Here is a 23,500-nt window from a genome sequence, read left to right on the forward strand (position 1 = left end):
TACATCTGTCCCTGCTCTTTAAAGTTTTGGTTATGATAGCGCAAACTGCAATAGCAAGGTTAAGGCAACCACAAATGTCCATCGCCAAAGCGTTCTTGTCTCATTCATCGAAAGATAAAGAATTTGTTACAGCTGTTGCAAACGAGCTAGGTCGCCAACACTGTATTGTTGACAAGCAAGTATTTGAAACGGGCACTGAATTTAAGCAGTCAATTCAAGATGGATTAGACTCCTCTTCAGTATTTGTTCTGTTTGCAAGTAAGAATTCATTGTTATCAGACTGGGTGAATTTTGAAGTAGAAGAAGCATGGTATAAAAAACTTGAAAGAAATTTACAAAAATCTCTTGTTTCTATCATTACGGATTCAATTGATATAGAGCAGCTTCCAATCTGGTTAAAACGTGCCAAGATTCAGCGTGGTAATGTTGCTAAAAGTGTTGCAAGAGAAATTCGCACTCATCTTGACCAGCTTAGAGAAGAACGAAAAAATCCTTTTGTTGGACGAACTGGAGATATTCAGACTCTACAAGAAGCGTTGACTCCAGCTGACGTTGAATTCCCTCCACACGTTTTTTTTGTAACCGGACTACCAGGGATAGGTCGTAGATCACTTATTCAACAGGTTGTAGAAGATAGTCTTGGGCTGAAACCTTTAAAGAGTCCTTTTCGACTAGGTGAGGGATTTAGTATTCAAGACATCTGTAGCTCTGTTGCTAATTTAAATGAACCTTATACTACAGATTTACGCTTTCAACAGATCATGAGGGAGATTCAAGCACTTTCTAAAGAGGAGGCATTAGATAGAACGCTTGTAAATCTCCGTAGAATGACAAATAATGGTGAACTTCCAATTTTTTTAGATGAAGGTGGATTATTTGATAGTGATGGAAATCTCTCCGAACCTATCCAATCAATAATTCAAAAACTTTCGCTAAATGATGAAGCATACATAGCTTTTGTGTCTAACCGTAGACCACTTAATGGTAATCAATCTATTGTTAGAATTCGCCTTAATCCTCTTAAAACAGAAGATCAAAAATTGCTTATTAGAACCTTAGATAGAAAGTATCTTAGGGTTAGCAGTACAAGACAAAAATCCTTAAAAAGCAACGAAATATCCGAACTTGCTGCATACACTGCTGGCTATCCACCTTCAGCGTATGCAGCAATGGAACAAGTAGAAGAATATGGCATTGACATTGTATTAGCAGATAAAAACAGATTTGTAGAACTGAGAATCGATCAATTCCTTAAGCATTTTTCAAAAGAGAAACTGTCTGAAAGTGAAAAGGATATTCTTCGCTTACTTGCTAGTTATAGTCCTTTACCACTAAGGGTTATTACACTAACTGTTTTGCAAGATATAATCATTACTAGTAATAACTTAGCACGCCTAATTGATTTATCATTTGTTGTTGTAGAGGATGGACTATATCGAGTATCTGATCCGATTGAAGATGCTGCAATTAAAGCTTTTGGATTGACAGGATTTGAAGTCATCAAAATATTGGTTAAATCCATAATTGATCTAATTGATGATCCTAACTATGAAGAACAACGTCTTGATTTACATCGTATCCTTTATAGAGCATCTTGGTATCTTAAAGATAAAAAAATTCAGAGAAAAGTAATTTTTTTGTTTACTGATTTAATTAAAACTATTAAGAGTTTATATGATCATGAAAGAAATTATCCCAAGGTTATTGAAGCAACCGAAGTAGCATTAAATAATTGCAAGAATAAATCTGACTATGAAACAGTTATTTCATACAGAGCTAAAGCTTTTATCCATCAGGAAAAATGGCAGGAAGCCGAGCAAGAAATACAAAAATTTAAGGAGTATGCCCCACTCCGAAACTTCTATTATCTGGAAGGTTTTTTAAATAGAAAGCAGCGAAAAAACCAGGATGCTATTGATTTTTACTTGGAATCACGCAGGTATGGTAGGGATGATGAAGCACTTAATAGAGAACTTGGTCATTGCTACTTTTTTGTCGGAAATTATGAGAAAGCAAATGAGTGTGTTCAGAAAGTACTACAGAGACAACAGGATAAAAAGCGCGTTAACTTCTATGCCTTAGATTTGCAGGCTCAAATAGCTATAGCACTGGGTGATGTAAATCTTGCAAAAAGATCCATTGAGCAATTGCAATATATTGATGAGTCTGCACACTATTACAGGAAATCAAGATTTGAGTTTTTATTAGGCGATAAGTATGTAGCGGAACAAGATGCTGAGAAGGCGAAGTCTAGCGATAACAATCCTAGATTTCAAACTTTAGCTCACTTAGCATTGTGCAAGATTGTAAATGGAAAAGTAGACGAGGCAGAAAGTATACTGAACGAAATAGAGCGCAATCAACAGTTTGGAGCAATTAATTCAGATATTCGTAAAGGATTAAGAACTAGACTGGCGATTGCTCGTAGTCGGTATGAAGATGCTTTTTATCTCATTACAGAGATTAGAGATAAGTCAAGTAAATCTTATAAAGGTATTCGACGAGATGTTTTACAAGGATACTTAAACACTTGTGTAATACCTGATAGTGAGCGAACTAAGCTTGATGCAGAGCTAACGATATTAAAAGCGGAATTAACGAGCATTAACGAAGCTGAATTGGCAACGGAAATTGATAGTTATTTCGATATTGATTAGTATTTAATCAACTCCAGAATTATGGTAAAAGCTTTAGCATACCGCTCCAAGCTTTGTTTACGACTATGTAATTTGGTCTTTTAATCAATTGGCTGCTAAGGCTGACATTTCTGTTGCCAATTGGTATGCAATTGAGCAAGAGTGGATAAAAGTATTGCCACTGCCTACGCTAAGACGAATTGAGCAGGTTTTAGGCATTGAGTTTGGGGTGCAACCGTGATTAGAGCAAAGATGATTGACCCTCAGACCATCAATCTTCTTGCTCTCCCCTCTGTTTTTTTAGAGAAGGAGCCGGAGTTTCTAACCACGCCCAAAATATACGTTGCAATTGACCGTAAAAAAATATTGTCGAACTAGAGGATGTGGAAATATGAATAGTCCACCTTCTAGACGCAAAAAAGCCGCTTCTCCCTCATCTACCGATTCAACAAACGAGGATATCTCCTCGCAACTAGATCCAGGTTCAGCAACGATTACAGTTACTGCTGTTGAAGTAACAGAGTTGACCCAGGAGGAGCAAAGCGATCGCCTGCACTTGGAGAGGAAAGTGGAGCGGGCGTTTTTTGAGGCGGGGAAGGCGTTGGCAGAATTACGAGATCGCCGACTTTACCGTTCAAGTCACCGCACGTTTGAAGATTATTGCCGCGATCGCTTTGGTCATAGTCGTCGCCAGTCTTATCTTTTAATGGATGCGGCTGTTGTTTTTGATAATTTGCTTGAAAAATGTGATCGGAACGATCACATTTTGCCGACTAGCGAACGCCAAGTCCGGCCCATGACAAAGCTTGAACCTCAACAGCAGCAGGAAGTGTGGCTAAGATCAGTAGAAATTGCTGGCGGGAAAGTGCCAATTGGGAGAATCGTGAAAGATGTTGTGCAGTGCATCATGGAGCGAACCCAAGTACCCAATACCTACCAAATCGGCGAAGTGTGCCAAATCGTGGTCAAAGACAACCCCGAACTCAGAGGCAAAGGTGGCTGTTGGGCAATTATCAGCGTAGTGAATGACTTTAGTTGCAACGTGAAAATGTGGGATGGCGAGTACGCCGTTGGGTTGCAGCACCTCAAATCTTACAATTACTTGCCAGCCGAATGTGAGCAGATCCACTCCTTGAGCGATCGCATTAGTCGGGTGTATTTCGATTCGCTAGAGGAGACAGTCAAAAGTCTGTTGCAGTCGTTGGGGAAGGTGAATCGTCCCTATTTAACGGCTGTGGAAGAGAAATTGTTGACGCTTCTGGAGTCGGAGTATGGGAGAAGACCCTGAACAATTTTGGCAATTTGGCATTCAATTTTTTCGGGTTGCAGTTTCAATAGAGTTAGCAACACAACGGGACAGTGAAGAAGTTGTACGAGGGAAAAGATAAAACTTCCCGCTTCTTGACATCCAGCCGGAGCCAGTTGTTTAGTTGAGTGCTGTAGAACCCCTCTACATGATTTATACAGCGCTCAACAGAGTTCAGTTCCCACTCTACAACTGGCTAGAAATGAACCAAACTCAATAGAACTCTTGCATAAATATTTTGTGGTATAATTAAGGGTTATTTTAATTTCAGATATTGGCAATTAAAATAGTCAGAATTTATCAATTTCTTCGATTAAGTATTATCTAGCGATAAGCCTACGGCATGGCTTCGCTTACCGCTAACTAAATAAATTGACAAAAAACATCATTTCAGTAATTAATCAATGACTGAAATTATTTAATCTATTTGATTTTTTACTCCGATTTATAGGGCTAATTCGTGATTATAAAGTCCGGCAATCAAATTCGACCTTAAACCAAAACGTCGGTGACGATTTCGATATTTATCAGACAAAATTTTAAATATCTTTAAACGACGATTTACGTGTTCAACAGTGATTCTTAATCGATTGAGTTCTCGATTATATTTCTTCTGTTCTTTTGTCAACTTCTTATTTTTGGGTTTTTTAATCGGGGTTTCACTTAATTGATGAATTTTATTAATTCCTTGATAGCCTTTGTCAGCTATAACTTTGAGTAATTCTCCAAATCTTACACCACTGGTTTTAAATAGCCTAAAATCATGAATTCTCCCCAAAGCATGCGCTAAACAGATGATTTTACTACTTTTTTGATGGATAATTACTTGCGTTTTTAACGTATGTTCTCCTTGTTTACCGCTAAAAAATCTTTTTTGCCCAATATGAGGTTTTTCAATTGGACTTTCCATCACATCCATTACAACCAAATCTTCTTGGGATGACATTTTCCATAATTCTTTTTTTCCAGGTAAACTGAACTTTCTTGAACTAATTAGAATATTTTCAATTTGATGAACTGTTCGACAGACCGCAGATTCCGAAAGCCCCCAATCTAATCCTATATGATAATAAGTACGGTACTCTCGCCAATATTGAATAACCATTAAAACTTGGTCTTCAATAATTAGTTTAGGAGGACGACCTGGTTTATTTTTATTTTGCTCATCAGCTTTAACTAAACTAACCATTAACTGAAAGGTTTGACGACTTACTCCGGTGAGTCGTTTAAATTTTCTTGAGGTAAGCTGTTTAGCTCTCCAAAATTTCACTGCTTATTATTGTCCTAATCGTAAATTCCCAAATTCTTAATCATATCACAAAAGACTTTTGCAAGAGTTCTAGTGTTGGGGCGTGAAACTACCAGCAACGCATTTCTAACCAGTTTTTTAAAATTATTACAGCAGCTTGGTCAAGGATATTTATTATACTGAAAATATTAGTGTCACTTGATGACAATACTTCTTTTTTTCATAAAAAAATTGTAAAGATAAGCAGCAGAAATGAACCAAAGCCACCAAAATCTTAGCAGAAAAATATCATAGCGTAGTCTAGGTGTTCTAAAATCAGTCAAGCTCTGTTTCAAACCAGTAATAAACAAAGTATAAATTGTAAAAATCCCAACAATTGGCAAAATTGATAACACAAGTATTCCGAAATCTCGAATAACTAATGAGCTAAATTTTGGCAATCTTAGCCATTGCGGTGGATTTGACCAGAGAAACTTAAGTAGAAATGAATACGCTCCTGCCAAAATTGAAAACCAAATGAGAGCCAATAACAATGCACCCACAGAAACAATAAAGAAAAAAAGTAGACCGCCACCGCTATTACCTGTAATAACTAGAAGACCCCCTACTAAGGAATAACGCCAAAATTCAAATGCAAAAATTACAGTTGCGCCAAAGTACGCTGGTATTGCTAATATCATAGCCATCATCCCCGATTGTGGATTAGGTAGCCAAACAGGAAACCAACTTGTTTTGCTCATAGCTTCAATATTATTTATAAATTTTGGATAGAATATTTACGCTAGTTTTTAGCTAGTTCTTAAAATAATGATCATAAGCGATGTATAGTACGTTGTCGCTACGAATATATACTTATACAATACTAAGAAGTGCGATGGTGTATTCTTTTGCTGATACGGACACACTACGCAGCACAATCATCTATTAGTATAATTTTGCGGTGTTTGCTAGATATGATCGTACCCCTAAATAGATGATTTAGCACTGAAATTTTAAGCAGTCACAAAATTACATTGCTCTTATACCAATTTTGTATGAAGTTGCATAGAATGAGAAAGCTAGAACCTTTGCTTGGCAATCCTTTCACCCTTATACTGTTTCATGCAGTCTCACAATAATTTGGTATTAGAATCATTTTGACAAAACTGAAGCCCGATACGAAATCATTCAATAGTTAGTAACTACTGAAAAAGTTCACCTTTACCCAGAGGATGATGACTAAAAAAGTATCTAATCAATGGGCATTAGCAGTTTTGGAAAATCACTTTGTAGCGAACTTCCCATAATTTATTATTTTTGAGGAAAATACATACATCGAAAGAAATTATGTGCCATCCAAGTACGTAATTATTCAATTAACATTTAAGTTTATTAATTTTATAATTAAATCGACTTTTAAATCACCTACTAATTTAGAAAACTAGTAATGCAATTAAACTACCCACCAAAGCTAAAAGCAATTTCAATTCATCCTCCCTTTGCATACGCAATTGTACGACGTATCAAACGAGAAGAATACAGAAGCAAGCCTACAAATCGAAAAGGATGGGTGCTGATTCACGCATCAAAATCCTCTGCAAGTGATGAATACTTTAGTGAATATGGTATAAATCCAAGCACAGTAAAACGTGGCGCAATTGTCGGAGCTTGCAAGATTACAGGCTGCTTACAAACAAATTATGAAGAGTACGCCTACCAACTATCGGAGGCTTTTGAGTTTAAATCACCAGTAGCTTGTGCAGGGTCACAATCTATATTTTGGGGCGCGACTAACGAAGAAAGAAAAGTAGTCTTCACTCTAGCAAGTGAACAGATAAAAAAATATTTACTAACAAAGAGCGTTTCACAGCAATAATTGTGGCGAACTGCAATCAAGGGATTTTAAGCTAATGAGCATTGCACTTGGTTTTTGTGAAAGCAACTGGCTAGAAATGAAACTAGAGTACATAGAACTTGAACCAGCAGCAGCACGGCTTAGTGACCGAAATGAGCAGTCAATTGCAAAGCTTTTCTAAAGCTACAGTCTGAGAGTTAACCAAAAACAGTATTATTTAAGTAGTACAATATACTATAGCTACTTAAGCATAATTACGTGATCAACACGAGCTTTATGAAAAAATTCGGTATATTTTCGAACTTACAATTCAGCTTGATCACTACTACGATGTAATGAAACATATATCATTCATCACATAAAGTAGTAGGAATTGAGCTAAATGACCATCAAAAAACCTTTGATAATCAACCAACCAGAAGTTGGTCAGCTCATCCGAGAACTCCGTATTTGTACTGGTTTAACACAAGAGCAATTCGCCGCAACATTGGGTGTGACTTATCCGACTGCAAATCGGTGGGAAAATGGACACGCCAAGCCGTCGCCTATGGCAATGAGGCAAATTGAGTTAATACTGCAAGAGATGGGTGAGCAGGGGCAGAAACTGTTGACCAAACATTTACCAGATTAATTCTGGAAAGCAGGTTTGTTTAGAGGAGTAATACTTGCTCAAATTTGGTGTGGGCGCTTGCGATGAAAAGCAATGCCTACGGCAGGCTGCACCTACGCAGATTTGATCTAGCAATGAGAGATTGATGAGGAAGGGGAATGATTTTCACTAAAAAAGAGCTGCTACAAGTCTATTCAGAGGAAGACACGAGTGAGTGACATTGTAACTGGACAGATTGTGCGGGTGCGATCGCGGCAGTATCTTGTAGAAGAGGTTGTGTCTAAACCCACTAAGGAGCAAGACACTAAAGTTAGTCTTTCTTGTTTAGAAGATGATGCATTAGGAGAATCGCTAGAAGTCCTATGGGAACGGGAGATAGATGCCAAAGTCGTAAAGGCGACATCTTGGGATTCCATCGCTAACCGAGGTTTTGATAATCCCCGTTTATTTTCGGCTTATTTGCACACATTGCGGTGGAATTGCGTAACTTCCACAGATGCCAAGCTTTTCCAAGCTCCTTACCGAGCGGGTATAGAAGTCAAAGCTTATCAGTTAGAGCCACTACGTAAAGCTTTACTGATGCCGAGAGTCGCTTTGTTTATTGCCGATGATGTCGGTTTAGGTAAAACCATCGAGGCAGGGCTGATACTGCGTGAGATGTTGATGCGGCAAAAGGTTAAACGAGTCGTTATCTCGTGTCCGCCGTCAGTAGTAAGGCAATGGCAAGAGGAAATGGAGAGTCGCTTTGGACTCACATTCATGATTCTGGATCGTGAGTTTATTGCTGCGCGTCGTCAAGAACGGGGTTATGGAATTAACCCTTGGATGACACACACCCGGTTCATTATTTCCCACGCTTTACTACGAGATGAAACTTATGCCGCACCTTTGCGGGACTGGCTTGGTGATTTTGCAGCTTCATCCATGCTCAAACTGTTAGAAATTTAGCACCGCGTTTTGAACACAAATTATTTCTTTCTGCCACACCCCACAACGGACACTCCAACAGCTTCGCCGCCTTACTAGAAATCCTTGACCCCCAGCGTTTCTGCCGAGGAGTACCCGTTCGTAATCGCAAGTTGCTGGACACTGTAATGGTGCGGCGTTTAAAGCAAGATTTACGGGAGATCGGAGAAGAGTTTCCCCAACGCTACGTTCTTCCTATAGTTATTGATAATCTGCCAGAAGACGCGCCCGAACTAAAATTATCCCGATTGCTGCAACAGTATCGCAATCTGCGTGAGGAAAAGCTCAAAGATGCAGCGAAGTCTACCCAGACTACGGCGATGTTAGTAATCACTTCACTACAAAAGCGTCTTTTGTCTTCCATTGAGGCATTTGCTCGGACTTTAAAGGTGCATCGGACGGGGATGGAAAAACAAGCAGTTAACCGGACTCCCATACATCAAGCCAGTCTCCCGTTGCTGTTTGAATCCCCTGGTGCTGATGACGAACGGGCTGAATTTTCCGAAGAGGAAGTACAAGCAGAAGAAGATGCTCAAATGGCAGCAGCTAGTATGCAAGCTGCGGGACAAACAGCCCGTGAACTAGCAATTTTAGATGAGATGGCAGATGTTGCCAATTCCTCTCGCTACCAGCCAGATCCCCGGATTCAAAAACTGGTAGACTGGATTCGCCAAAATCTCTGTCCTGATTTGGGTCAACCGAATGCTGCTTGGTTAGAACGGCGAGTAATCATCTTTACAGAATATACAGATACTAAACGTTATTTACAACAGCAATTACAAAGTGCGATCGCTAATTCTAACCGCGAACATGAACGCATAGATGTATTTCACGGGGGCATTGGAGAAGAACGCCGCGAAGCTATTAAAAGTGCATTTAACGCTGATCCTGCACGTCATCCCCTGCGTATCCTGATTGCTACAGATGCAGCACGGGAGGGGGTAAACCTCCAAAATAACTGTGCTGACTTGTTTCACTTTGATGTGCCGTGGAACCCGTCGAGGATGGAACAGCGTAACGGACGGATTGACCGCAAATTACAGCGATCGCCTGTTGTCCATTGTTATTACTTTATCCTACCGCAACGCACAGAAGACAAAGTATTGGACGTACTCGTGCGGAAAACAGCCACGATTCAACAAGAACTCGGCAGCCTTGCACCAGTGGTTGAAAGAAATGTGTCGCGTTTACTGGCTAATGGTATTCGCCACCAAGAAGTAAATAATCTTACCGATTCAATAAATAAGGCAGAACTACTTAACCAGGAAACAGTAAACACGCAAGTAATTAATGAAGAACTGGAGCAAGCCAGACTCCGCCAACAGGATTTGACTAAACAAGTTGAGCAATTACAAGAGATGTTGAAAGATTCGCGGGATTGGTTGGGACTAGATGACCACCACTTCCGTGATGCCATTTCCGCTTCTTTAGAAATTCTGGGAGTTCCAACACTTGCCCCTGTTGATGTGAATGAGGTTGCTAATAATCCTGTAACTGCGCGTTGGACAATTCCGGCTCTTGATCAGCGTACTGGTGCAGATCCAACATGGTCAACTACACTTGATACCCTGAGAACACCTCGGAAAATCGGACAAAAGCTTTGGGAATGGCGAAAATCAGCACCGATTCGTCCTGTAGTCTTTCGAGATCCTGGTTCTTTAGATGGGGATGTAGTTCATCTGCATTTAGAACACAGAATTGTCCAGCGTCTACTGAGCAGGTTTTTAGCTCAGGGTTTCTTGCATGATGAATTAACTCGTGCTTGTGTTTGTCTGACTAATGACCCAATGCCAAAGGTTATTACGCTGGGAAGACTGGCTCTGTATGGTGAACGGGCATCTCGGTTACACGACCAAGTGATTGCAGTCGCAGCAGAGTGGTCAGACCCAACCAGCCGAGGACGCAAGAAACTTCAACCTTTAAGAGAAGGTGAGAAAGACAACGTACTGGAATTACTTGAAAATTCCCTAGCTTCTCCCCACTTACTGGAAGTTCCCGAAGCGGTGAAAGAGCGACTGAAAAAAAGTGCCGCCCAAGATATCGCAGAATTAATTCCCCATCTGGAACGCCGCGCCACAGCTTTAGCAGAAAGTGCTGAGAAAAAGCTCACCAATCGGGGTATTAAAGAAGCTGCTGAGATGAAAAAGATTTTGGAGTCACAACAGACGCGAATTATCAAGTGTCAGGAAGAATCTAAAGCAGTGCAGATGTCTCTTCCATTTATAGAGGAACAGCGTCAATTGGATGCAGACCGTCGCCATTGGGAAAAACGCCTTCAAGCGATCGCACTGGAACTAATTTCAGAACCAGCCCGGATTGAAGCCGCCTACAAAGTAAAAGCAGTACGGGTTGAACCGGTCGGCGTGATTTATTTATGGCCGATTTCCGGCTAGAGAAAGTGTAAATAATGGCAAATGATCCAGAAATTCGGTTACATAAAGAATGGTTAGGCTTTCTCCAACCTGTGGGGTTGGTGGTATCTCCCCCAGCATTGTCAGCAGCACAAGCTGTGGTTAACCGCAATGTGGTGGAACTGCAACAAATATTACAAGAACTTGCCAGACGTAAACCCCTCTCTGGTGACATAGAGAAGGAAACCTTTGCAATTGACGACTTTCCGGCTTTTACTATTAATGTTTTAGGTTGGCAACCAGAAGATTTAGTTGTCAGTCCAGAGTCATTAGCGATCGCACTACCAGATTACAACGAAGTTTTGACACCCACATACTCTGTACCCGACCTAAATGGCGGCTGGATGATGCTGGTACAGGTGCTTGCTGATGGTACTGAACTTGACAATGCTGGCGCAGAGGACAGTAAATCTACTGGTTGGCACGCCAGCCCCCAATCTAAGTTTGAGCGCCTTTTAAAAGAAACAAAGGTTTATACTGGGCTATTGTGCAACGGTACAGATTTGCGTTTGGTTTATGCACCACCTGGGGAGTCATCGGGACACCTGACTTTTCCTGTACAAGCGATGTGTGAGGTATCTGGGCGGCTGATTTTGGGTGCAATGGAGATGTTGCTCTGTGCTGATCGGCTGTTTAATGTCCCTAGCGATCGCCGTTTGTCTGCAATCCTGGAAAAAAGCCGAAAATATCAAAACGATGTCTCTATTAAGCTTGCAGAGCAGGTATTAGAGGCATTATGGGATTTACTGCGCGGCTTCCAAATAGCAGATGCAACGACTAATAGCCATTTAGTGAGTGATATCGCCACCACTGCACCACAGCATATTTATGGCGGACTGATTACTATTTTGCTGCGGTTGGTGTTCCTGCTTTACGCAGAAGACCGGGGGCTGATGTCTCAAGATGCAGTTTATACCCGCTATTACTCAGTTAGTGGACTTTGCGATCGCTTGCGGTCAGATGCCGGCAACTACCCGGATACAATGGATCAGAGGTATGGTGCTTGGGCATGGTTGCTGAGTCTGTTTCGTTTGGTTTACGATGGCGGCGGTCATGCTGATTTATATTTACCAGCCCGTCATGGACAACTATTTGACCCAGATGAATATGCGTTTTTAGAAGGTCGTCTCCAGTCTACACAATATCAGACTGGGGAAAGTATTGAACCTCCTCGCGTGTCAGATGGGGTAATTCACCGGGTTTTGCAAGGATTGCTGGTACTGGATGGAGAACGTCTATCTTACCGTTGGCTAGATGTTGAGCAAATTGGGTCTGTTTATGAAGCGATTATGGGCTATGAGGTAGAAAGAGCAAGTAGTCGTGCTATCGCTGTTTGGAGTAAACCCAAAGGTTCTAAATCTTCGGTGACGGTGGTTGTCAGCGTTGAGGAAGTTCTTAAAACGAAGGCGGGAGAACGGGCTAAATATTTAAAGGATGTTGCAGGTTGCGAAATTACTGGTAAATCTCTGACTGAGCTAAAGGACGCGAGGACAGCAGAGGATTTAGTGGCGGCGTTAGGATGCAAGATATCACCAAAAATGCCGAGTGTAATGCCTGCGGGTTATCTATATTTGCAACCTGGGGAAGAACGGCGGCGTAGTGGTACTCATTATACGCCTCCTGCGTTGACTAAGCCGATTGTGAAAGAAACCCTCAGACCGATTTTATCGGCTTTGGGGAAAAATCCGACACCAGAGCAGATTTTAGAGTTGAAAATTTGTGATTTGGCGATGGGTTCGGGGGCATTTTTAGTTGAAAGTTGTCGTCAGTTGGCTGATAAATTAGTTGAAGCGTGGAATAAGCAAAACGTATTACCTGAAATTCCCATTGATGAAGAACCGTTACTTTATGCGCGGCGGTTAGTGGCGCAACGGTGTTTGTATGGTGTGGATAAAAACCCCTTTGCGGTGAATTTGGCTAAGTTATCTTTGTGGTTGTTGACTTTGGCGAAATCTCATCCTTTTACTTTTTTAGACCATGCTTTAAAGTGGGGAGATTCTTTAGTTGGGTTGACTTCTGAACAAATTAAAACGTTTAATTGGGATGAAGACAAGACTTATACAGACCCAAATTTACCTTTGATTAATCTGTCAATGGAGAAGGTGAGGTTTGACAGAGATGAAATTCACAAGTTAGATGATGATAATTATGCAGCCAAGCGTGGTTTTTACGACAATATAGAAACAGAGTTGCATGATATTCGGCTAAAAGGGGATTTGGTTATTGCTTCATTTTTCGCTAAGGATAAGGATAAGGCGAGAAAGGATGAGCGTGATAATTTATGGTTGAAGTTTTATAACAGGCAGAAAAATCAAGAAGATGATTTAGATGTCAGGCGAATTTGTGCAGAGTTGCGGTTTGGTAAGAAACGAGTTCCGGCGTTTAATTGGGAGATTGAATTTCCAGAGGTATTTGATAGAGATAATCCGGGGTTTGATGCGATGGTTGGTAATCCGCCATTTTTGGGTGGTAAACGTATTAGTACAGTTTTGGGAGATGGCTATAGAGATTGGCTGCTTGTGTTAAATCCAGAAACCAATAGCAATTGTGATTTAGTGGCTCACTTTTTTAGACGAGCATTTATGCTGTTAAGACAATCTGCCTCTTTTGGTTTGATTGCTACAAATACAATTGCTCAAGGTGATACACGGGATGGCGGATTAAGATATATATGTAATCATGGCGGTATAATTTATAATGCACAAAAACGTTTTAAATGGGTTGGTATAGCAGCAGTTGTAGTTAGCGTAATTCATATTTTTAAAGAAAATTACAAAGGATTAAAATTTTTAGATAAGCGGCAAGTAAATAAAATTTCTGGATTCTTATTTCATGCTGGTGGTAATGACAACCCAACTGTATTAATAGAAAATCTTAACAAAAGTTTTAACGGTTATTATATATTGGGTAAAGGCTTTACATTTGAAGATAATAATCCTGGCGCTACACCTATTTCTGAAATGCAGCGTTTGATTACAGAAAATCCAAATAACCAAGAGCGAATATTTCCTTATATTGGGGGAGACGAAGTAAATTCAAGCCCAGTTCACAATCATCATCGGTATGTAATTAATTTTGGAGAAATGAGTGAGGCTGAAGCTAGAGAATATCCCGATTTAATGAAGATTGTAGAAGAAAAAGTAAAGCCTCAAAGAATGCTACTTCGTAATACATCTGATGGTATTAAGCTAAAAGCAAATTGGTGGCAGTTTGGACGTACAAGACCAGAGTTACAGAAAGCAACTACATATTTGGATTGTGTATTAGTTTGTTGCATCGTTAGTAAACATCTTTCGTTTACTTTTTTGCCAAATAATATAGTTTATTCTCACAAGCTTAATATTTTTGCATTATCTACTTATTCGTCATTTGCTTTATTACAAAGCTTTACTCATGAAGTTTTTGCGCGATTCTTTTCTTCTACTTTGGGAGACGGGCTTAATTACTCCCCTTCCGACTGCTTTGAAACCTACCCCTTCCCCGAAAACTGGGAAACCAACCCCGCCCTAGAAACTGCTGGTAAAACCTACTACGAATATCGCGCCGCCTTAATGGTTCGCAACAACCAGGGACTCACCGACACATACAACCGCTTTCACGATCCTGAAGAACGCCACCCCGATATTTTACAACTACGCTTACTACACGCGCAATGCGATCGGGCTGTCCTCGATGCTTACGGCTGGACAGATATTTCCACAGAATGCACCTTCCTGCTTGATTACGAAGACGAAGAAGACGAGGAAAACACCAGCAAACGCCAGAAGAAAAAGCCTTGGCGCTACCGTTGGCCTGAAGAAATTTACGACGAAGTATTAGCCCGTTTACTCGAACTCAACCAGCAACGCGCCGAAGCCGAAATTTTAGGCGGTAAAGCTGCACAGAAAACCAAAGTTAAAGGGAATACTAAAAAAGTAGCGAAATCTCGCAAAGCGACGGAAACGACTTTAACTATTCCTGATTTTCCCTCTACTTCTATGTGACAGGTTCAACATTAGCTATGCCAATGAATTCCCAGAGAATTATATTATGACCACATCTGCCGAAGTGCGATCGCATCTGATTGATGCCTTACAACTTGACCTTGTAGGGCCAACACCCGATGATGCTGCCCACGCTGAAGAAACTTTAGATCAAGCTCCTTCCAAGTGGTATCTAACGGGATTCCTTGTACCCTACGGCGTACCAGTAGAGCAACGTACAGATAACTCTGGCGATGAAGAAATGGACGAAGTTGGACGTGTTGGCTCTGGCGAAGATGAAAAGATTCCAGAGAAAGCCTTTGCCCGTAAAGCCTATTTTCCTTCTTCAATGGGGTTAAGCGTGCTTTTACCCCAAAATGTTAACCAACTTCATGTTACTGTCGGGTGGGGCGATTACCAACCACTAACCAAACCAGATAGTGAAGGAAAAGAAATTACCTTCACAGGTGATTGGCAGAGAGTTCCACGAGAAGCAGAACTTACCGTACCGTTGCGTACAAGTGGCAGACCGACTCAATTAGACCTTGGTTTAAATTTAGGCAATACGACTAAACAACTAGAGATCCCCCTTAGTGGAAGCAGTTCTCCAATATATTTGGACGTTCCTAACAGCGATGGTTTACAACTGGTTGTCTCAGTTCGCTCCGTAACTTCTGAGGAATTAGTACCAGCAGGAACACGCTCAGTTTCAGTATTCCTGGTTAATCATCGCCGCTCTAGCCCTGATAAAAAGCGGGATGCTGGTTATGCTTTTCAAACAAATTTAATAATTCAGACAGCCGATTCCTTTGTACCACGACCCAATTTACGTGGGCGCGATGGTGATGACTGGGATGAGAAAGTTGCTGATTTGCAATACCGGGATGATTATGAATATGCTGTTGGTCATAATGTTTCTGCAATTGCAGTTGCAAATCCCAATGGTGGCTGTCAGGAAGTAAGAACCGCTTGGATACCAACTGCTGATGTCGAAAAGGTAATTGCAACCCAGGTTAAAAATGTCGAAGTGGGTATGGAAGCCTTAGCCGCCGCACCGACAGCAGAAGCATTGCGAAATATGCTTAGTCCGATGGTTAGTGCTTATACCCAATGGATAGATGAGCAACGAGTCAAATTTCCGACAGAGCAAAAACGGTTAGGTGTCGCTAAAGACCTATTAGATCGAGCCACAATTGCTAAAGACCGGATTGCTGCTGGTTTAAAGGCATTGGATGACCCACAAGTATTAGATGCTTTTCGGATTGCCAATCGAGCGATCGCCTTATCAATGCGCCAGCGTGCGACTCATAAGAAAAACATTACTCCCGAATCTGTAGCCCCTCCAATTTGGCGACCGTTTCAACTAGCTTTCTTGTTAATGAACTTGGTAGGTATCGCCAACCCCGAACATTCAGACCGCGAACTGGTAGATTTACTGTTCTTCCCTACAGGCGGCGGTAAAACTGAAGCTTACTTGGGGCTGGCAGCTTTTACACTTGTATTGCGGCGGCTACGTCATCCCGGTATCGACTCTGCTGGACTGAGCGTGCTGATGCGCTACACACTCCGCCTCCTCACTCTTGACCAACTGGGACGGGCTGCGACAATGATTTGCGCCCTAGAGTTGGAACGGGAGCAAGATGTACAAAAACTGGGGAAATGGCCTTTTGAGATTGGATTGTGGGTAGGACAAGCAGCCACACCTAACCGGATGGGCAAGAAGGGAGACAATGATGAAAACAGCGCCCGTTCGCGTACCCTTGCCTTCCTAAACAATGATCGCAAACCTTCACCTATTCCTTTAGAAAACTGTCCTTGGTGCGGAACTAAATTCAACCGCAATTCATTTCAGCTACTGCCTAATACTGACCAGCCCATAGACTTGCGTATAAGTTGCGCCAATCGCCGTTGTAGTTTTAGAGGCGATCGCTCTTTACCAGTGTTAGCAGTAGACGAACCAATTTATCGCCGTCTGCCGTGTTTTATGATCGCCACAGTAGATAAATTTGCCAGTTTGCCTTGGGTAGGAGAAACAGGTGCTTTATTTGGACGTGTAGAACGTCATGACAAAGATGGTTTTTACAGCCCTGTTTATCCAGGTAGAGGTAAAGCACTTGATGGTTATCTGCCACCGCCAGATTTAATCATTCAAGATGAACTGCATTTGATTTCTGGCCCTTTGGGAACAATGGTAGGGCTTTACGAAACTGCAATTGATGCTTTATGCAGTCGAGAGATAAATGGTCAAAAAATCCGCCCGAAGATTGTAGCTTCCACTGCGACAGTGCGACGGGCAACCAAGCAGATTCAGGCATTGTTTGGGCGAAATGAAGTCGATGTATTTCCGCCACCAGGGCCAGACCGGCGCGATTCCTTTTTTGCAAAGACAGTGCCGGCTCAAGAAAAGAATGCTCGAACTTATGTCGGAATTGCTGCTCAAGGGCGAAGTTTGAAAGTCGTATTATTACGTACTTATCTAGCATTGTTGGGAGCAGCACAAAAAGAATGGTTAGCAGCAGGTGGGAGCAAAAACCCCGATAATCTGGCTGACCCCTACATGACATTACTCGGATATTTTAATTCCTTGCGTGAACTGGGTGGTAGTCGGCGGATTGTTGAAGATGAAGTCAACTCTCGGCTTATTGGTTATAGCAAACGAAAACGAGTCGGTAAAAGTTCAGGTTTGTTTGCGGATCGGAAAATCGACGATGAACCAGAAGAATTGACTTCCCGTGTCAGCACAAGTGAAGTTGCGGATACCAAAAGCCGCTTAGAAGCAACATTTGACCAAAAAGAACGTGTTGATGTAGTCTTAGCTACCAATATGATTTCTGTTGGTTTGGACATTACGCGCTTGGGCTTAATGGTAGTTCTGGGTCAACCTAAAACAGCCGCAGAATACATTCAAGCTACCAGTCGTGTGGGACGGGATGAAGAACGACCCGGATTAGTTGTTACATTACTCAACGTTCATCGTCCGCGCGATCGCTCACACTATGAACGTTTCTTTGCTTGGCACGCTACTTTTTACCGAGCAGTAGAAGCTACCAGTGTTACCCCCTTCTCTCCTCGTGCTATTGACCGAGGGATCGCTGCGATTACTGTTGCTTTAGCACGTTTGGGGCATTCTGGGATGACAGCACCACTGCGTGCGATCGACATTCTTCAGCACCGTAACGAGCTAAATTTTGTCATAGATGCGATCGCCCAACGTGCAGAGACGCATGACAAAGAACTGGATGCTGCTGATGCTGAAGCACTCCGTCAAAAAGTTAGGGGTCGAGTTAAGGATTTACTAGATTTATGGGAACGGATTGCTGGTGAAAAAATTAACCTTCAATATCAGCGTGAGGTTGGGGAAGCACCGCCTCTATTATTCGACCCACTTGACCCGGAATTAGAAAAAAAACCGCTATCCGAAAGAAAATTTAAAGCTCAACGCAGTTTACGTGATGTTGAGCCAACAGTTAATTTGTGGGTTCGCAATCCTGATGGATTTGAGGTAGAGGAGGAAGAATCATGAGTAAATCAAACAAAAAGCGTCCTCCATCTGGAGAAATTCGCCAGAGCCAAATTTTATCTACTTTTGGCCCAGGGGCAATGGTGGATTTACCCGATTATTCCATACTAATTGGCGGACTCAACCACTGGCACGGTGACAAAAAACGTATTTACGAAGATCGATTAAAGGAACGAGTGGCTGACATTTTAGGGGTTAATGATATTGCCTTATATGCGCCACCTGTAGACGAGAAAGACCCGAAAGCATCTCGCACTGGAATTACAGCTTTTGCTTTCCCCACTTGGTTTGTTGCTCAAGTAGAAGAAACATGGCCTAAACCAAATGAAGCAGCGCCCAATGCCAAAGTTTACCGGACACGTCCTCTACTACCTTGGGGTAGTTTGGTAACTGGTAAATATCTCAATGCTGACAGAAAGAAAGTGCCAGTCGTACCTGTGCGCTTTGTCCAAGCTTGTATTAATGGACACATCAAAGATATTGATTGGCGTGGTTTTGTCCACGAAAACTCTCAAGCTAACTGTCGAGGTCAGCTATGGTTTGATGAAGGCGGATCTGGCAACGATTTTGCTGATATTTTTGTGCGCTGTGAGGCTTGTAAAGCTCGTCGTCAATTATCAGATGCAACAGTACCCAATGGCAAGGTCTTAGGAAAGTGCGAAGGACATCGCCCTTGGCTCGGCCCCAAAGCTCAAGAACTCTGCATTTCTGAGACAACAGGGAAACCAGAATATAATCGGCTTTTGGTTCGCTCTGCCAGCAATGCTTACTTTTCCCAGATTCTCAGTGTCATTTCTCTACCAGATTCGGATGATGCTTTGCAAAAGGCTGTTGATTCAGTTTATGAAGACTTCCTTCAGTATGCAGAAAGTAGTGATGAAGTTAAAAAAGAACGCCGTAAGCAAAAAGTAGCTGCTGTTTTAGAAAAATTTAGTGATGAAGTAGTATGGGCAGAAATCCAGCGCAGACAGGGTGGGCAAGGTAAGCAATATAAGGGTATTAAGCAAGTAGAAATCGAGACTTTGCTATCTAGTCCCTTTGAAGTCGGAGAAGATGTACTAGAAAGTGACTTTTATGCTCGTGCGCGGAAATTAGATGGCATCAAACCAAAATTACTATCTCTTATAGAGAGCATCGTCTTAGTACACCGACTTAAGGAAGTTACTGCTCAAGTTGGCTTTACTCGCTTTGAGGCAATTATGCCTGATATTGACGGCGATTTAGATATTCAAGTCAGGCGAGCTGCTCTTGATATTGAGCCTACTTGGGTGCCAGCAATTGAAAATAGAGGCGAAGGCGTGTTCATCGCTTTCCGTAAAGAAGCAATTAATAATTGGCTTAAACGAAATGCTGTGCAGCAACGAGGGAAGAAATTAGCAAAAGGATTCGATATCTGGCGCAAGCAAAAAGGAATTGCCCAGGAGAAAGCCAAGTTCCCTGGATTACCTTATATTATGCTGCATTCCCTTTCACACCTGTTGATTGCAGCTGTGTCTTTGGAATGTGGTTATGCTGCTAGTTCAATTCGTGAACGCATTTATGCTGGCGAATCCGGCTATGGCATTCTTTTATATACTGGTTCTCCTGGTTCGGAAGGTACTCTAGGGGGACTTGTACAAGTAGGAAACCGAATTGAATACCATTTGGGTGTTGCACTGGAGATGGGAAGGCTTTGTTCTAACGATCCAGTTTGCGCCCAGCATCAACCAGATGCCGAACAAGAGGATAGGTTTTTACATGGTGCTGCTTGTCACGGGTGTTTACTCATTGCTGAAACTTCTTGCGAACGACGCAATGAATTTCTTGACAGGGCATTGGTCGTTGCTACTGTTGAAGGGCCAGGGGCAGAATTCTTTGAGGATGTGAGAGTATGATGGCTTTTCTCCACCTGAGCCGTCCAGCCCTCGTTAATTTGGCAGTTGCTTTAGAAACTGGCAGACTTTCCCCGCCCTTTTCCACATCCAATGTAGCGAACTATATTCCAGCAGCTTTGAATCGAGACATAGTTGATGAACTCAACCGCCTTAATGTCATCGGGGTACATTCCCAACATATTGCTTATACGCTGCGACTGCTGGCAGAAGAACGAAGTACATCCCAAGCTGTGAGCGATCGCGTTGATTTGGTTTGGACTGGCCCAGAAATTGCTGGTTCTCAAAGCCGCGATACTGGTGTTGTTGTGCGTGAGTTGTTTAGCACTGCCAAAATAAGCGTTCTCATTTCTAGCTTTGCTATTGATAAAAGACAAAAAGCACGAGAGTTATTTATGGTGCTGGCAGAACGAATGGATTTTAACCCAGAATTAAATGTGCGAATGTTTCTTAACGTCAACCGACCGCACAACAGTGAAGTGCCAACATCTACTTTACTGCGAGAGTTTGCCAATACTTTTCGCCAAGATATTTGGCCAGGAAAAAGACTACCTGAAGTGTTTCACGATCCGCGATCGCTGGCAGTGGGTGTGGAATCGAAAGCTTGTTTACACGCCAAGTGTCTTGTTGTAGATAAGAAGCGTGTACTTGTGACCTCTGCCAATTTTACAGAAGCTGCTCACGAGCGCAATATCGAAGCTGGTGTATTACTCAATGACCCAGTGACGGCTATTGCTTTGCAAATGCAATTTGAAAGCTTAGTTACAAGAAACCTACTATCTAGAATTTTATGAACATTACTACTATCCTTGACCAAATAGACATGGGCAGCATTGCCCTACCAGAGTTCCAACGGGGTTACGTGTGGAATCGTGACCAAGTACGCGGGTTAATGAATTCGCTATATCGCAGACATCCCATTGGTAGCTTATTAGTATGGGAAACTAAAACCGAACAAGCAATTGACCATGCTCGTGGCAATGGTAAGCTTTCCACAGGCACAGTTAAACTGCTGCTAGATGGGCAGCAGCGCATCACCTCCTTCTATGGAATTGTGCGGGGTAGACCACCTCAGTTTTTTGATGGCAATATGCAAGCTTTCACTGGCTTGTATTTCAACTTGGAAGATGAAATATTTGAATTTTACGCTCCCGTCAAAATGAAGGATAACCCCTTATGGGTAAATGTGACTGAATTAATGCAGCAAGGAGTAGGGGTTTTCATTGGGCATTTGCTCAAAATTCCAGAAATTCAATCTCAATTAAGTACTTACATCAGTCGCTTAAATAAACTAGAAGGTATCAAAAATATCAATTTGCATATTGAAGAAGTCTCTGGTGAAGATAAAACAGTTGATGTTGTTGTAGAGATTTTTAACACTGTTAATAGCGGAGGAACCAAACTATCCAAAGGTGATTTGGCACTAGCAAAAGTTTGCGCTCAATGGCCGGATGCCCGTAGTGAACTCAAAGCACGTTTGGCGAAATGGAATAAAGCAGGTTTTGACTTTCGTTTGGAGTGGTTGCTGAGATGCATTAATGCAGTTATTACCGGAGAGGCAATGTTTTCCGCACTCAAAGATGTTAAGACTGCGACGTTTCAAGACGGGCTATATAAGGCAGAAAAAGCTATTGATACCCTGCTCAACCTGATTTCTGGGCGTTTAGGACTCGACCACAATCGGGTACTCGGTGGTATTTACGCCTTTCCTGTCATGGTGCGTTACCTTGTTAGTCGTGGCGGACATCTTAAAGATCATAAAGAACGCGACAAGTTATTGTACTGGTACGTGCATACTTTACTGTGGGGACGTTACGCAGGCTCAACTGAGAGCGTTCTAGCCCAAGATTTACACGTATTGGAATCTGAAGATAATCCGCTAGACCAACTTATCGCCAACCTACGGCAAAATCGCGGAGACTTGGAAATCAAAGCTATTGACTTTCAAGGTTGGGGTATGGGAGCAAGGTTTTATCCATTAGTTTATATGCTCACTCGCGTGCATCAAGCACAAGATTGGGATAGTGGCATCGAACTATCCAAACATCTTCTCGGTAAACATTGCTATTTGCAAGTCCATCATATTTTTCCGAAATCGCTACTTTCCAAAGCTGGATATCCCAAATTTGAAGTTAACGCGATCGCTAATCTGACATTTCTAACCCAAGAAACCAACCTCAAAGTCTCAAACCGACACCCTTCGGAGTATTTCGAGGCATTCGAGCAAACCCAACCGGGTGCAATCGCAACGCACTGGATACCAATGGAACGCAGTTTGTGGCAAATTGAAAACTACCGTGATTTCTTAACCGCACGCCGTGAGCTTTTAGCTCAAGCTGCCAATAAATTTTTGAATAGCTTACTCGCTGGGGATATTCCAGAAGCAAAGGCGACAGGTTCTATTTTGCAAGAACAAGCGGAAAGCTCTACTGCGGTTGTAGCACTGGCTGAAGAACGAGTTCTGGAAGAATGTAATGTATGGGTGCAAGAGCAGGGATTACCGATTGGTGAATGGATGTACGAAATTGCTGATTCGACAGGAACAGTGAGTACAGTAATGGATTTAGCATGGCCCAATGGTTTGCAATCCGGGAAAAGTCAACCAGTTGCCCTGATAATTGATGCAGATCAAGAAATAGAAGAGGCCGCAAATCGTCTTGGTTATCGCTATTTTACCGACATAGACAGGTTTAAAAGCTATGTAATTCAAGAAGTTTTAGCTATTCAGTTTCCGCCACTAGAGGATTACAAAAAAGCTTTTATCGCTATTAGTTGTGAAATAACGAATAGTCATAAAGCTATGCTGAGAGCGCATTACCACGCAGCCGAGCAAATTATTACTGCAACTGAGTTAGCAAAAGCGGCTGGATATGAACATTTTGGTGGTGCAAATCTCCAATACGCCAGAATCGCAGAACTGGTTGCAAATTACTTAAGCTATGTGCCACCTGAACGCGACGACAATGGTAAACCATTCTGGTCGCTAATGTTGGCTTCGGGCTACTGGAAAATATTGGAAGATACCGAAAGTACTACTCAACGAGAATGGCAGTGGCAGTTACGGGAGCAGGTTAGTCAAGCTTTAGAAGATTTAGGTTGGGTATAAGTCAGGTATAAATCTTTCTAATTTAGTTA

15 protein-coding genes and 1 pseudogene are annotated in these 23,500 nt (G+C 42.0%); 13 read left to right on the forward strand and 3 right to left on the reverse strand.

Annotation, left to right across the window (positions count from 1 at the left end; genetic code table 11):
* Nucleotides 1-74: 74 nt before the first annotated feature.
* The 3 genes from HWQ38_RS28535 (at nt 75) to HWQ38_RS28545 (ending at nt 3,924) form a co-directional block, all read left to right on the forward strand.
* On the forward strand, nt 75-2,657 hold the full coding sequence (locus tag HWQ38_RS28535) for a TIR domain-containing protein (RefSeq protein ID WP_292800634.1): 2,583 nt from the start codon (nt 75-77) through the stop codon (nt 2,655-2,657).
* A gap of 88 nt (nt 2,658-2,745) precedes the next feature.
* On the forward strand, nt 2,746-2,877 hold the full coding sequence (locus HWQ38_RS28540) for a hypothetical protein (RefSeq protein ID WP_292800635.1): 132 nt from the start codon (nt 2,746-2,748) through the stop codon (nt 2,875-2,877).
* Between the two features lie 150 nt (nt 2,878-3,027).
* Nucleotides 3,028-3,924, forward strand: a complete 897-nt coding sequence (locus tag HWQ38_RS28545; protein ID WP_292800636.1) for a hypothetical protein — start codon at nt 3,028-3,030, stop codon at nt 3,922-3,924.
* A 463-nt stretch (nt 3,925-4,387) separates the two neighbouring features.
* On the opposite strand, the gene HWQ38_RS28550 is transcribed toward HWQ38_RS28545, so the two are convergent.
* A complete protein-coding gene (locus HWQ38_RS28550) occupies nt 4,388-5,212 on the reverse strand; it encodes an IS5 family transposase (protein WP_292800637.1) in 825 nt (274 codons plus the stop codon).
* Nucleotides 5,213-5,385: 173 nt separating this feature from the next.
* Nucleotides 5,386-5,931 carry a hypothetical protein gene (locus HWQ38_RS28555; protein WP_292800638.1) on the reverse strand — a complete coding sequence of 182 codons (546 nt, stop codon included), beginning with the start codon at nt 5,929-5,931 and terminating at the stop codon, nt 5,386-5,388.
* A gap of 686 nt (nt 5,932-6,617) precedes the next feature.
* On the opposite strand from HWQ38_RS28555, the gene HWQ38_RS28560 reads away from it, so the two are divergent.
* The 6 genes and pseudogenes from HWQ38_RS28560 to HWQ38_RS28580 form a co-directional block, all read left to right on the forward strand.
* The gene (locus HWQ38_RS28560; protein WP_292800639.1) at nt 6,618-7,046 is read left to right on the forward strand and encodes an ASCH domain-containing protein; all 429 of its coding nucleotides are present in this window, start codon (nt 6,618-6,620) and stop codon (nt 7,044-7,046) included.
* Nucleotides 7,047-7,080: 34 nt separating this feature from the next.
* On the forward strand, nt 7,081-7,206 hold the full coding sequence (locus HWQ38_RS28565; protein ID WP_292800640.1) for a hypothetical protein: 126 nt from the start codon (nt 7,081-7,083) through the stop codon (nt 7,204-7,206).
* A 201-nt stretch (nt 7,207-7,407) separates the two neighbouring features.
* On the forward strand, nt 7,408-7,656 hold the full coding sequence (locus tag HWQ38_RS28570; protein WP_292800641.1) for a helix-turn-helix transcriptional regulator: 249 nt from the start codon (nt 7,408-7,410) through the stop codon (nt 7,654-7,656).
* A gap of 189 nt (nt 7,657-7,845) precedes the next feature.
* The gene (locus tag HWQ38_RS40590) at nt 7,846-8,583 is read left to right on the forward strand and encodes an SNF2-related protein (RefSeq protein ID WP_366933349.1); all 738 of its coding nucleotides are present in this window, start codon (nt 7,846-7,848) and stop codon (nt 8,581-8,583) included.
* Complete coding sequence (gene drmD, locus HWQ38_RS28575; RefSeq protein WP_366933350.1) at nt 8,556-10,994, forward strand: DISARM system SNF2-like helicase DrmD; 2,439 nt, start codon at nt 8,556-8,558, stop codon at nt 10,992-10,994. The genes HWQ38_RS40590 and drmD overlap by 28 nt, the downstream gene beginning before the upstream one ends.
* A gap of 365 nt (nt 10,995-11,359) precedes the next feature.
* A pseudogene (locus tag HWQ38_RS28580) lies at nt 11,360-14,485 on the forward strand (DNA methyltransferase); the annotation flags it as partial.
* Between the two features lie 168 nt (nt 14,486-14,653).
* Here HWQ38_RS28580 and HWQ38_RS40595 read toward each other — a convergent pair.
* Nucleotides 14,654-14,776 carry a hypothetical protein gene (locus tag HWQ38_RS40595; protein WP_366933351.1) on the reverse strand — a complete coding sequence of 41 codons (123 nt, stop codon included), beginning with the start codon at nt 14,774-14,776 and terminating at the stop codon, nt 14,654-14,656.
* Nucleotides 14,777-15,041: 265 nt separating this feature from the next.
* Between HWQ38_RS40595 and drmA the strand changes: the two genes are divergently transcribed.
* The 4 genes from drmA to HWQ38_RS28600 are packed head-to-tail and all read left to right on the forward strand — an operon-like array spanning nt 15,042 to nt 23,471.
* Nucleotides 15,042-18,497, forward strand: coding sequence for a DISARM system helicase DrmA (drmA, locus tag HWQ38_RS28585; RefSeq protein WP_292800644.1), 3,456 nt, complete (start codon nt 15,042-15,044; stop codon nt 18,495-18,497).
* Nucleotides 18,494-20,368, forward strand: a complete 1,875-nt coding sequence (locus HWQ38_RS28590) for a DUF1998 domain-containing protein (RefSeq protein WP_292800646.1) — start codon at nt 18,494-18,496, stop codon at nt 20,366-20,368. Before drmA ends, HWQ38_RS28590 begins: the two co-directional genes overlap by 4 nt.
* A complete protein-coding gene (gene drmC, locus HWQ38_RS28595) occupies nt 20,365-21,159 on the forward strand; it encodes a DISARM system phospholipase D-like protein DrmC (RefSeq protein ID WP_292800647.1) in 795 nt (264 codons plus the stop codon). Before HWQ38_RS28590 ends, drmC begins: the two co-directional genes overlap by 4 nt.
* On the forward strand, nt 21,156-23,471 hold the full coding sequence (locus tag HWQ38_RS28600) for a DUF262 domain-containing protein (RefSeq protein WP_292800648.1): 2,316 nt from the start codon (nt 21,156-21,158) through the stop codon (nt 23,469-23,471). The genes drmC and HWQ38_RS28600 overlap by 4 nt, the downstream gene beginning before the upstream one ends.
* Nucleotides 23,472-23,500 lie beyond the last annotated feature (29 nt).

This window comes from Nostoc sp. NMS7, assembly GCF_017115085.1.
Taxonomy (GTDB): Bacteria; Cyanobacteriota; Cyanobacteriia; order Cyanobacteriales; family Nostocaceae; genus Nostoc.